Source organism: Pseudomonas sp. Ors-4-3C, from assembly GCF_055755035.1.
The window spans coordinates 1,668,924-1,680,642 of record NZ_CM146900.1; the positions used below are offsets into that span (position 1 = coordinate 1,668,924).

Annotated in this window: 13 protein-coding genes and 1 pseudogene; 8 read left to right on the plus strand and 6 right to left on the minus strand. The window is 60.6% G+C overall.

The annotated features are described in order from the left end of the window. Window positions 1–106: 106 nt before the first annotated feature. Window positions 107–1,048, minus strand: a complete 942-nt coding sequence (locus ACVHNU_RS07560; protein ID WP_473019342.1) for a class I SAM-dependent methyltransferase — start codon at window positions 1,046–1,048, stop codon at window positions 107–109. A 199-nt stretch (window positions 1,049–1,247) separates the two neighbouring features. On the opposite strand from ACVHNU_RS07560, the gene ACVHNU_RS07565 reads away from it, so the two are divergent. Both ACVHNU_RS07565 and ACVHNU_RS07570 read left to right on the plus strand, forming a co-directional pair. Next, window positions 1,248–1,661, plus strand: coding sequence for a response regulator (locus ACVHNU_RS07565; RefSeq protein WP_003223923.1), 414 nt, complete (start codon window positions 1,248–1,250; stop codon window positions 1,659–1,661). Between the two features lie 78 nt (window positions 1,662–1,739). After that, the gene (locus ACVHNU_RS07570; RefSeq protein WP_473019343.1) at window positions 1,740–2,408 is read left to right on the plus strand and encodes an HAD-IA family hydrolase; all 669 of its coding nucleotides are present in this window, start codon (window positions 1,740–1,742) and stop codon (window positions 2,406–2,408) included. A gap of 144 nt (window positions 2,409–2,552) precedes the next feature. Here ACVHNU_RS07570 and ACVHNU_RS07575 read toward each other — a convergent pair whose 3' ends face one another. Together ACVHNU_RS07575 and ACVHNU_RS07580 are read right to left on the minus strand one after the other, a co-directional pair. After that, window positions 2,553–3,212: a methyltransferase family protein gene (locus tag ACVHNU_RS07575; RefSeq protein ID WP_473019344.1), complete on the minus strand. Its 660-nt coding sequence runs from the start codon at window positions 3,210–3,212 to the stop codon at window positions 2,553–2,555. A gap of 221 nt (window positions 3,213–3,433) precedes the next feature. Continuing rightward, complete coding sequence (locus ACVHNU_RS07580; protein ID WP_473019345.1) at window positions 3,434–4,396, minus strand: LysR substrate-binding domain-containing protein; 963 nt, start codon at window positions 4,394–4,396, stop codon at window positions 3,434–3,436. A gap of 113 nt (window positions 4,397–4,509) precedes the next feature. Between ACVHNU_RS07580 and ACVHNU_RS07585 the strand changes: the two genes are divergently transcribed. Genes ACVHNU_RS07585 through ACVHNU_RS07595 form a run of 3 tightly spaced genes read left to right on the plus strand, consistent with a single transcriptional unit; the run spans window position 4,510 to window position 6,766 of the window. Further along, entirely contained in the window at window positions 4,510–5,532 is a 1,023-nt protein-coding gene (locus ACVHNU_RS07585) for an aldo/keto reductase (RefSeq protein WP_473019346.1), read from the plus strand. Continuing rightward, the gene (locus tag ACVHNU_RS07590) at window positions 5,529–6,326 is read left to right on the plus strand and encodes an SDR family NAD(P)-dependent oxidoreductase (RefSeq protein WP_103484697.1); all 798 of its coding nucleotides are present in this window, start codon (window positions 5,529–5,531) and stop codon (window positions 6,324–6,326) included. The genes ACVHNU_RS07585 and ACVHNU_RS07590 overlap by 4 nt, the downstream gene beginning before the upstream one ends. Window positions 6,327–6,355: 29 nt before the next feature. Beyond that, window positions 6,356–6,766, plus strand: coding sequence for an SRPBCC family protein (locus ACVHNU_RS07595; protein ID WP_103520255.1), 411 nt, complete (start codon window positions 6,356–6,358; stop codon window positions 6,764–6,766). A 19-nt stretch (window positions 6,767–6,785) separates the two neighbouring features. Here the strand turns inward: ACVHNU_RS07595 and ACVHNU_RS07600 are convergent. The 3 genes and pseudogenes from ACVHNU_RS07600 to ACVHNU_RS07610 all read right to left on the minus strand — a co-directional run. Then, window positions 6,786–6,872: pseudogene (locus ACVHNU_RS07600) on the minus strand (metal ABC transporter ATP-binding protein); the annotation flags it as partial. A gap of 138 nt (window positions 6,873–7,010) precedes the next feature. Continuing rightward, entirely contained in the window at window positions 7,011–8,405 is a 1,395-nt protein-coding gene (locus ACVHNU_RS07605; RefSeq protein ID WP_103484695.1) for a sensor histidine kinase, read from the minus strand. Beyond that, window positions 8,383–9,066, minus strand: a complete 684-nt coding sequence (locus tag ACVHNU_RS07610) for a response regulator transcription factor (protein ID WP_003223938.1) — start codon at window positions 9,064–9,066, stop codon at window positions 8,383–8,385. Before ACVHNU_RS07610 ends, ACVHNU_RS07605 begins: the two co-directional genes overlap by 23 nt. Window positions 9,067–9,231: 165 nt before the next feature. Here ACVHNU_RS07610 and ACVHNU_RS07615 point away from each other — a divergent pair, with 165 nt between their 5' ends. The 3 genes from ACVHNU_RS07615 (at window position 9,232) to ACVHNU_RS07625 (ending at window position 11,478) form a co-directional block, all read left to right on the plus strand. Beyond that, a complete protein-coding gene (locus ACVHNU_RS07615; RefSeq protein ID WP_400506940.1) occupies window positions 9,232–9,567 on the plus strand; it encodes a YdcA family protein in 336 nt (111 codons plus the stop codon). Window positions 9,568–9,759: 192 nt separating this feature from the next. Beyond that, on the plus strand, window positions 9,760–10,701 hold the full coding sequence (locus ACVHNU_RS07620; protein WP_473019347.1) for a hypothetical protein: 942 nt from the start codon (window positions 9,760–9,762) through the stop codon (window positions 10,699–10,701). 237 nt (window positions 10,702–10,938) lie between these two features. Next, entirely contained in the window at window positions 10,939–11,478 is a 540-nt protein-coding gene (locus ACVHNU_RS07625; RefSeq protein ID WP_473019348.1) for a hypothetical protein, read from the plus strand. Window positions 11,479–11,719 lie beyond the last annotated feature (241 nt).

Consider the following 11,719-nt stretch of genomic DNA (forward strand, 5'->3'; position numbering starts at 1 on the left):
TGTAGGAGTGAGCCTGCTCGCGATAGCGGTGTGTCAGTTGATGAAAACGTTGACTGATCCACCGCTATCGCGAGCAGGCTCACTCCTACAGGGGATTTGCGCTGTGTCAGTCGAGGCGTTTGAAGACCAGGGCTTTGAGCCCGCTCTGCGGATCAATATCCGGAAATTCCGGCGGATTCTCCAGCCGCTGCTCAAAACGCAGACTCGGCGCTTCAGAGGTCACGCCATCGATCAAAAAGTCCGAACCAAACGACGGATCATTCATGCACGCCAGCACCGTGCCGTGCGCCGTGAGCAATTCCGGCAAACGGCGCAGCACGCGCTGGTAGTCCTTGGTCAGCAGGAAACTGCCTTTCTGGAACGACGGCGGGTCGATGATCACCAGGTCGTACGGGCCGCTGTTGATCACTTTGCCCCATGACTTGAACAGGTCGTGGCCGAGGAAACTCACCTTGCTCAGGTCATGCCCGTTCAACCGGTGATTGTCGCGACCACGGCTCAGCGCGGCGCGGGACATGTCGAGGTTGACCACATGGCTGGCGCCGCCTTCGATGGCTGCCACGGAAAACCCACAGGTGTAGGCGAACAGGTTCAGTACGCGCTTGCCAGCCGCCTGCTCACGCACCCAGTTGCGCCCGTAGCGCATGTCGAGAAACAGCCCGGCGTTCTGCTTGCGCCCCAGATCGACGCGGTACTGCAAGCCGCCCTCGACGATGCTCATCTCGTCGATTTCATCCCCCAGCAACCATTCGGCGGTGCTTTGCGGCAAATACCGATGTTGCACCAGCAGGGTGTGGGCGCCGGACTGTTGCCATTCGGCCGAGGTGCTGAGGTCGAGCAGCAATTGCTTGAGCGCTTCGAGCTGTTCCGGCGCGGGCTCCTTGAACAGCGAGACCAGCACCACGCCTTGCAGCCAGTCCACCGTCACCTGCTCCAGCCCCGGCCAGCAGCGCCCGCGCCCATGGAACAGGCGACGGGTTTCGCTCGGTGCGGCCGCCAGTGCAGGCAGCAGATGGGCGCGGAGGGTGGCGAGGGCTTCAGGGTTCATCAGTCACGGTCGGCAAGCAAAAGGGCCGGCATTTTAACCACAAAAACCGCCTGGCGGACGCCCGTCGCCAACGGCGGATAACGCCTGTTAAGAAAAGACCTGTATCAAAAATGAATTTATGCAGGGCGCGCCGCTCATACCAGATAAGCAGCGGAAACAAGCCGCTAAATCGTTAATGCAATTCAGGGAGTGCCAGTTCATGAGTCCAACACCGACGGCGAGCGCGCACCTTCCTGACGGGTTGATTCTGGTGGTTGAGGATGACCCGTTGATTCTGGAGTTTCTCTGCGAAATTCTTCAGGAGGAAGGTTTCAAGGTCGAGCCGCAAACCAGCGCGGATGCAGCCAAGCTGTATCTGGAAAAGCACGCGCCCGAAGTGGCGCTGCTGCTCACCGATATCACCATGCCCGGTGAAATCAACGGGGCGGGGCTGGCCAATCTGGTCGGCGAGCGCTGGCCGGACAAACCGGTGATGGTCATGTCCGGTTATGAAACCCCCGAGACTTCCGGGGTCAAGCATCCGGTGGCGTTCATCAAAAAGCCCTGGGCCATCGGCCAGTTGCTCGACTGCGTCGACAGCGCGTTCAAGTCCAAGGCGCCGCGTCTGCATTGAAGCGGCGGGTCGAATCGCCGGGCAAAAATGCTACATTGCCCGGCCAATCCGCCCAGTCTTGTCAAAGGATGCGACCTTTTGTCTGCTCACGATAACGTCTTCGATCGCGCGTTCGGCGCGTTCCTGTTCGACATGGACGGCACCGTCCTCAATTCCATCGCTGCTGCCGAGCGAGTCTGGGCGGCGTGGGCTGAGCGCCACGGAGTTGATGTCGAGACTTTCCTGCCGACCATTCACGGTGCCCGCGCCATTGATACCGTCCGCCGGCTGAACCTGCCGGGTGTGGACGCCGAGGCGCAAGCCGCGTTCATCGCCCAGGCAGAAATCGACGATGTCGATGGCATTGTGCCGATTCCCGGAGCAGTGGCGTTTCTCGATGCCTTGCCAAGGGAGCGCTGGGCGATGGTGACCTCGGCACCACGGGATCTGGCGTTGCGGCGAATGGCGGCGGCGGGGATTCCCGAGCCTGCGGTGATGATCACGGCTGAGGATGTGACGGCCGGCAAGCCTGATCCGGCCGGTTATCGTCTGGCGGCGAAACGCCTCGGGCTTGAGCCAACTGATTGCCTGGTTTTCGAAGACGCCGCCGTCGGTATTCAGGCCGCTGAAGCTGCCGGGGCGGCACTGATGATCGTCACCACGACGCACCAGCATCCGCTCGAAACCCGCCACGCGACCCTCGACAGTTATGAGTCGCTGAGCATCGCTGTCGACAGTGACGGTCAATTACACCTGCAAATAACCTGACACAACACAGTCCACCCTGTGGGAGCGGGCTTGCTCGCGAAAGCGCTCGGTCAGTTGCAAGTGATGTCGACTGATCCTGCGCCTTCGCGAGCAAGCCCGCTCCCACACTGGATCGATGTCGCAGCCAGCCTGTTGGCGATAGCGTCAGTAAACCCCCGGCAACAACCGCCAGCTACGCGCGCAGTAAGCCTCATACTCAGCGCCAAATTGCCCGCGCAGCAGCGCCTCTTCCGAGTGGATGCGCGCGATCAGCGGGATCAACGTCAGCGCCGCCAGAATCAACCCGACGCTGGAGCGAAACGCCAGCGCCCAACCCACGGCGTTGACCACCAGACCCAGATAGCTTGGATTGCGCAGGCGCGTGTAAATGCCGTCAGTGACCAACCGATGCCCCGGTTGAATCGCCACCAACCCGCTGAACCGCCGGCCCAGGACAAACACCGGCCACAGCCGCAGCGCACCACCGACGATAAACAGTAACGCGCCGAGCCAGCGCACGCCTTCAGCGCCGAAGGTCCAGAAGTCGATGCGGTCGCAGTACGCCGGGAGAAATCCGCTGACCAGCCCAATCACCCCGAACGCTGGAATCACCCAACGATTGGCCCGATCCTCGCGCTCGCCCGAGCTCATGTTCACATCGGTGAACAGCGACGCCACCACCATCAGCACCGTGGCCAGCGCCACCAGCACCAGCGCCCCATGCGCAAAGAACACCGCCGGCCCGCCGATGCCCCAGACCGCCAGCGCCAGGTAGGCAAGGGTGGCCAGCACTGTGACCACGATCATTTGCACAGACATCTTCATGGGCACCTCACGTCGATAGCTGATCACCTGAGTGTAGATCGCCACCGACTCCCCGCAGGCCTTCGCCTGCTCGCGAAGGCGTCAGGTCAGCTGACATCAATGCTGAATGTACCGACCCCTTCGTGAGCAAGCCCACTCCCACCCTTGATCGCGGCCAGCCGAAAATCCCTGATCCACCGACAATCCCCGGTGGGAGCGGGCTTGCTCGCGAATGCGGACTGTCAGCCGACAGTGATGCTGGATCTGCCTACGCTATCGCCCGCAGGCTGGCTGCCACAGGGGAGTGTGTGATGGTCGTAGGGGACTGGGTCGGTCAGGACCTTGCGAAAGGTCTCCACCAATGGTCGCAGGTTGATCCGGTGCCACGCCGCCCACAGCGGTGTGGTAAATGCCAGCCATGGCACTTCCCGCAGTATTACGCCGGGCGGGGCGTTGTGGCTCAGGCCTTTCTGGATCATCGCGATCCCCAGCCCGGACGCCACCAGTCCCAGCGCGGTGAACGGCTCGGTAGCCTGCATGCGCACATCCGGAGTGAACCCGGCGCGGATGCAGGCACTCACAAACTCATTGTTCGCGCCCTGACGCGATTGCACGCCGATCCATTCCTGATCGGCCAGATCTTCCGGGCGCAGCGCGGTGTATCGGGCTAGCGGGTGCTGTTCCGGCAAAGCCAGCAGCATCGGATCGTCGAGCACCTGAAAACCCTGCAGATCCGGGTCGTCGTCGCTCGGCGGCTCACTCACCAAGGCGATATCGAGGCTCCGCTGACGCAGGCCTTCAAGTTGCTCCGCGGAACTCAGGTTGTACAGCGCGACATGCACATTCGGCCGATCGACCCGCAACACCCGCAGGGCATTGGGCAGCACCCCGGCGTGCATGGCGTTCTCGCTATAGCCGATGCACAACCCGCCTTCTTCGCCCCGGCCCAGGCGTTTGCCAAGGGATTCCAGGCGACTGGCGTGGGTCAGCAGGGCGCGGGTCTCGGCGAGAAAGGTCTGGCCATCGCGGGTCAGACGGATGCGCTGCTGGCTGCGCTCGAACAGGGTCAGGCCCAGGCGTTCTTCGAGCTGGGCAATCTGTCGGCTCAGCGGCGACTGGGAAATATGCAGCCGTTCGGCAGCGCGGCCGACGTGTTCTTCTTCGGCGACGGCAACGAAGTAGCGCAACTGGCGGATGTCGATCATGTCAGACCTATAGGGACTCAAGTGCTGCGCATTATGTCTTGGACGGTCTCGGTGTCGCAATCTACGATCTGCTCAACGGTCACACCGACCCAGACACCTGTGAGGACAATTCAATGAGCTTGAAAGACAAACTGCCCGGCCAGCTCGGCTTCGGCACCGCACCGCTGGGCAACATGTTCCGCGCCATCCCGGAAGACGAAGCGCAAGCCACCGTGCATGCCGCGTGGGATGCCGGCGTGCGCTACTTCGACACCGCGCCGTTCTACGGCTCGGGCCTGTCGGAAATCCGCCTGGGTGAGGCGCTTAAACAGTACCGGCGCGATGACTATGTGCTCAGCACCAAGGTCGGCCGAGTGATTCTCGATGAAGTGGAAGATGCAGCCGCTCGCGATCTGGGCGAAAAAAGCGGCGTGTTCGAACACGGTCGCCCGAACAGGATCGTCAACGACTACAGCGCTGACGCCACGCTGCGCTCGATCGAAGACAGCCTCAAGCGCCTGCAGACTGATCGCCTCGACATCGTCTGGGTCCATGACATCGCCCAGGACTTCTATGGCGATCAATGGCTGGAATACTTCAATCAGGCCCGCACCGGCGCGTTCAAAGTGCTGACCCGACTGCGCGAAGAAGGCGTGATCAAGGGCTGGGGCCTGGGTGTGAACAAGGTCGAGCCGTGCGAACTGACGCTCGACCTGACGGAAGCGCAACCCGATGGCTTCCTGCTTGCCGGGCGCTACACCTTGCTCGATCACGAACGTGCGCTACAACGCCTGATGGATTCGGCACGGGCGCAGAACGTCGAGATCGTGGTCGGCGGCCCTTACAGCTCGGGGATCCTGGCCGGCGGCGCGCACTTCGAATACCAGAAGGCCAGCGCGCAGGTCATCGCCAAAGTCGAGCAGATCAAACGTATCGCCGCTACTTTTAACGTCGATGTAAAAGCGGCAGCCCTGCAATTCTCGCTGGCCAATCCCGCCGTTGCTGCGGTGATTCCGGGTGCGAGCAAACCGGGGCGCATTGCTGAAGATATCGCGGCATTGTCGGCGCTGATTCCCGCCGGTTTCTGGCAGGCCATGCGTGACGCAAAACTGGTGTCCGAACGTGCACCGTTGCCAATCGATGAGGTGAAAGCATGAAAATAGATCTGAGTGGAAAACTGGCGATCGTCAGCGGCAGCACCGCCGGTATTGGTCTGGGCATCAGTCAGTCGCTGGCCGAAGCCGGCGCCACGGTGGTGGTGATCGGGCGCGAAACGGCCAAGGTCGATCAGGCGCTGGCGAGCATTCGGCAGAAGGTACCGGGTGCGCAACTGCGCGGTCTGACGGCCGATCTGGGCACTGCCGAAGGCGCGGAAAAATTGTTCGCTGCCGAACCCCGTGCGGACATCCTGGTGAACAACCTGGGGATTTTCGACGCGGTGGATTTCTTCGACACGCCGGACAGCGAGTGGACGCGCTTCTACGAGGTCAACGTGATTTCCGGTGTGCGCCTGTCGCGGCATTACGTGCCGGCAATGGTCGAGCAGGGCTGGGGCCGAGTGATCTTCCTGTCTTCGGAATCCGGCGTGGCAACCCCGGCCGATATGCTCAACTATGGCGTGACCAAAAGCGCCAATCTCGCGGTGTCCCATGGCCTGGCCAAACGTCTGGCTGGCACTGGCGTGACGGTCAATGCGATCCTGCCGGGGCCGACCTTCACCGATGGCCTGGAAAACATGCTCAAGGACGCCGCTGCCGAGTCCGGTCGCAGCCTGCGCGATGAGGCCGATGCCTTTGTGCGCAAGGCGCGTCCGACTTCGATCATCCAGCGCGTGGCCGATGTCGCAGAAGTCGCACATCTGGTCACTTACATCGCTTCGCCGCTGTCCTCGGCCACCACGGGCGCGGCCCTGCGGGTCGATGGCGGCGTCGTCGACAGCATGGCGATCTGAACCCGAACTCTTCTGGAGAACCTTTATTTATGGCAACTGCATCAGCAACGATCGACATCCCGGCCTCGGCCGATCAGGTCTGGCAATTGATTGGCGGCTTCAACACGCTGCCGGACTGGCTGCCGTTCATTCCCAAGAGTGAGCTGAGTGAAGGCGGGCGTGTGCGCACCCTGCAAACCGCTGATGGCGGCGTGGTGATCGAGCGTCTGCAAGCGTTCGATAACGGCGCAAAGACCTACAGCTATTCGATCGAACAGGCGCCGTTTCCGGCGACTGATTACCTGGCGACGATCAAGGTCGAAGCCCAGGGGCAGGGCGCCCGGGTGACGTGGTCGGGACGCTTCAACGCCAAGGGCGTGAGCGAGGAAGAAGTGGTGGCGCTGTTCAACGGCATCTATCAGGGTGGCCTTGAGGCGCTGCGGGCCAATTACCCGGCCTGATCTGACAAAGATCTGAATGTGGGAGCGGGCTTGCTCGCGAATGCGGAGAGTCATCCAATAAAGATGTCGACTGACCCGACGCCTTCGCGAGCAAGCCCGCTCCCACAGAGGATCACATTGTTTGCAGGACCACGGATTGTAGGAGTGAGCCTGCTCGCGATAGCGGTGAGTCATACAACAAATATGTTGGCTGATTCACCGGCATCGCGAGCAGGCTCACTCCTACATTGCATCGCGGTGATTCTCAGGATTGCGAAATCAGACTCTGCCGACAATCCAGCACCAGCTTCGCGCCCCCCAGCTCACTGCTGCCGACCTCAAGACTGAAGCCATGCAGGCTGACAATCGCCGCCACAATCGACAAACCAAGGCCAAAACCACTCTGCGGTTGCCCGCCCTCGGCCCGATAGAAGCGCTGAAATACCGCCTCACGCTCGGCCTCGGGGATCCCCGGCCCGGAATCGTGGACCTCGATTCGCGTATGCCCGCCATCATTCACGCCACGCAAAATCACCGTGCCGCCCGCCGGGGTGAACTTGATCGAGTTGCTCAGCAGATTCGCCAGCGCCTCGAACAGCAACGCCCGGTCGCCGTTCAACGGGGGCAGGGTTTCCGGCATGTTCAGCACGAACAGCAGTTCGCCTTCCTCGGCCAGTGGCAGGTAGAACTCATGCAGTTCTTCGAGCAGTTGCACCGGATCGAGCTCGACAAATCCTGAGCGCCGTTGACGGTCTTCCAGCTCGGAAATCCGCAGCAATCCGCGAAACCGCGCCATCAGCGTATCCGCCTCGGCCAGCACCAGATCCAGTTGCGCCGCCTCCTGTGAACCTTCACCGGCCTGTTGCTGCATGCGATACAACTGCGCGCGCAAACGCGTCAGCGGGGTGCGCAAGTCGTGGGCGATGTTGTCGCACACGCCTTTGACTTCATGCATCAGCCGCTCGATGCGATCGAGCATGGCGTTGACGATGGCGGCGAGCATGTCCAGTTCGTCGCGGCGATTGGACAGCGGCAAGCGGTGAGTCAGGTCGCCGGCCACAATCGCCTGGGCGCTGTCCTGAATCGCCCGAATCCGCCGCATCGGACGACGGCGCAGCAGATGCCAACCGGCAATCCCCGGCAGGATCGTCAGCGACACACCCCAGAACAACGCGTGCAGAATGATCCGCGTCACGGCGAACAACGAACCGTTATCGCGCAGCAACACCAGCCAGCGACCGTCGCGGGTCTGGGTTGCCACCGCGTCGCAGCTGTCAGCGGGCAGGGTCGGGTCGTCGGAATCGGCGCAGTCATCCAGGGTGTGGATCTTGCCATCCAGCGGCAGGCCTTCGGGCAACTGTTGCAAGGCACCGCCGAGATAAACGCCTTGGGCGTCGAACAGGCCATAGGCATCGATACCGCGGATGTCGAAGGTCATGCTCGCGGCGAGCGCTTCTTCCAGTTGCTCACCGCGAAAGTGCGAAAACAGATGCTGACGTTGCATCAGCGAATGTTTGGCGAGGTTGTCGAGGTAGCCGGAAACCTCGAAATACATGACCCCCATGAGGATCGCGCTCCAGGCCACGAACAGCGAACTGTACAGCGCCAGCAAGCGGCTGCTGGAGGAGCGCCAGCCGTCAGACGGGTTCGGCAATGACATAACCCGAGCCCCGTACCGTGCGAATCAGCGGGACATTGCCGGCCGCGTCGATCTTCTTGCGCAGACGACCGATGTGTACGTCGATCAGATTGGTGCCCGGGTCGAAGTGATAACCCCAGACTTCTTCGAAAATCATCATCCGCGACAGGATCTGGCCGCTGTTGCGCATGAGGAATTCCAGCAGCTTGTACTCGGTCGGCAGCAGCGTCAGCACCTGCTCGGCGCGGCGCGCTTCGTGGCTGATCAAGTCCAGTTCGAGGTCGGCGACCTGCAACGTGGTGGCCTGAGTGGCGACGCTGTTCTGGCGGCGCAGCAGCACCTCTACGCGCGCGGCCATCTCATCGGTGGCGAACGGCTTGGTCAGGTAGTCATCGCCGCCGGCGCGCAAGCCGCGCACACGTTCATCGACATCGGAGAGCGCGCTGATCATCAGAATCGGCGTGGCCACGCCCATGGTCCGCAGCGTGGTAACGATGGCCAGGCCATCGAGTTCCGGCAGCATGCGGTCGAGGGTGATCAGGTCGTAGTTGCCGCTGACGGCACGGTCCAGGCCTTCGCGGCCATTGTCGACCCAATCCACTTCCAGGCCGTGGCTGCTGAGTTCGGCAACGATTTCACGGGCAGTCACGGCGTCGTCTTCGATGGTCAAAATACGAGTCATAGAGCAGGCCTTGATCGGTTCAAACGGAATGGCAGCATTTTGCCAAGTATTTTCCGTAACGCTTTAAATTAACTTTCATGTTTTAGCCGCCATTTGCCAAGGCTGCGGAATTATTTTCGGGAACATTGATATCATCTGGCCACAATTTCCAACAGGAGTGGTTCAGTGCGTACTTTTATTCGCCGTGGCTGGATGCCAACTACCGGTTTGTTGCTGGTGCTGCTGAGCACAGCAACCCTGGCCGCCAATACGCCGTGCTCCGGGAAGAAGGGCGGTATCGATCGCTGCGACGGCGATCTGTTCCTGTGCAATGACGGCTCCATCAGCGGCTCGAAGAAAAGCTGCGCCGCTATGTTCGGAATCAAGGGCCAGGCACGTCCTCAGCAATTTTTGCAGAGTGACGATGGCTGCACCTGCGGTAGCGGCTCTTTCTGCACCGGCCCGCGTGGCGGAGTGTATTGCCTGACACCCAGCGGAAACAAAAGCTACAAGCGCAAATGACAGCCCTTTGTGCCAATGCATAAAACCCGCTGCTTTTAGCCTGTTATTGCAAATTGCATGGTCTTAGGAAGTTCATTCTTTTTAACTGATTGAAATTTAACGATTTATTTAAAGTTGGCAAATGGCACGGTCGCTGCAATTCCTCCGATGACGAGTTGTAACACCATTTTTCATGCCTGGAGCACTACAACAATGAATAGATCCTCTGATGGGTTTTATCCTGCCTTCGAAGGAGAGTCGAGCAACGTGTCAGGCGTGTCCTGGGGCGCGATTTTCGCGGGCGCAGCGGCGGCCGCAGCACTGTCGATGATTTTGGTGCTGCTTGGTTTCGGTTTGGGATTCTCTGCCGTTTCACCTTGGGCCGGAGAGGGCGTCAGCGCCAAGAGCCTGGGGATTTCCACGATTGCCTGGCTGGCGGCGACGCAAATCATTGCCTCGGGTCTCGGTGGTTACATCGCCGGTCGCCTGCGCGTGAAGTGGGCAAACATGCACGGTGATGAGGTGTATTTCCGTGATACCGCCCATGGCTTCCTCTCCTGGTGTGTTGCCACATTGGTTACTGCAGTGCTGGTGATCGGCTCGGTCAGCAGTGTGATCAGCGGTGGCGTTCAGGCCGGTGCCAGTGTCGCCGGTGGCGCAGCTAGCGCGATGACTCAGGCTGCCGGTACCGCAGCGGCCAACACCGACAGCAATCAGTACGGGTATTTCATCGACAGCCTGTTCCGGGATGATCGTCCGGCGTCCGTCAGCGATGACGCCGCCCATGGCGCTGTGGCCCGGATCTTCGTGCAGAGCCTGTCCAATGGTCAGCTCAGCCCTGAAGACCGCACCTACCTCGCACAACTGGTTGCGCAACGGACCAACCTGAGTCAGGCCGACGCCGAGAAACGTGTCGATGACGTGTATGCCCGTACTCAGAAAGCCATCGCCGATGCCAAGGTCAAGGCTCAGCAAGCTGCCGATACCGCCGCCAAAGTCGCTGCCTGGACTTCGTTGTGGACATTCATCGCGCTGTTGGCCGGTGCGTTCTTCGCCAGCCTCGCCGCCACTTACGGCGGTCGTCGTCGGGATGCGGTGGAGTACGTCGAAGTCGAGACCTACACCGCCACCACCACACTGCCTCCAGTTCGTTAAACAAGGAGAATCACCATGCGCTCTCTACTACTGTTTTTCCTCGGTGTGCCGATCCCGATCATCATCCTGATCGCCCTGTTCGTACACTGATCCAGATGCTCTATTGAGGTTCATGCCTCGGCCGCTTTCACTTCACGGTGAAAGCGGCTTTTTGCTTTCCGGGGTTCAACAAGGCGAGAATTGGCGGCTGGAGCGCAACGCTCCATCCCGGGATCTCTCTACTTAAGGAAAAGCACGTTGGACAAGAAGGAAATCAAACGTCAGGCAATGCAGATGCTGGAGGCCGGGCGCTCGAAAACCGAGACCTTCAAGGCGTTGTCTGGTGGCGCGGTCAAGGACAAGGTGCTGGCCTACTGGATCGGCTCACGCCCGGATCCGCAATTGCTCGAGCGGCATGCCGGCAAGATCAAGATACTGCTCGGGCTGATCTACGCGCAGGCGTTGTTCGGGCTGGTGGGCGGCTATTTTCTGGGACTGACGATCAGCGCCGGTTTTGCAATCTTCCTCGGATTGCTCGCCGGGGGGATTTCGCTATTGTTCGCCTGGGGTTTTTATCGCAACTCGGCGCAGACCTACACCGTGTACACGTTGCTGTCGATCAGCCAGGTGCCACAGATGTTCAAGGATTACGCCGAAGACCCGGTGTCGGTGATCATCGGCGTGGTGACGACGCTGGCCATGGTGTTTTTCGTCGCCTGGGTGAAAAACCTGCTGTTTCCCGACCTCGGTTTCATGGGGTCGAAGAAGATCAAGGGCCAGTTTGTCTTCTCCAACTGAATCGTTGAACAATCCGACCACTTTCACTGGCCTGGATCAATATTTGCGCCGGCAACTTCGCCTAACGTAAATGATCCAGGCCTTTGCTGAGGTATGAACTACAGTGCTTCACGCGCACTTTGCTGCGCTGACGAAGTACCCGCGAGCCCGCCCCGAACCAACAATTAAACGGGCCGCACGGTGTAGAGCAGCAAGGAGCTGACGTAACACTTACCCCTGAACCTTTTCACGGATGAACATC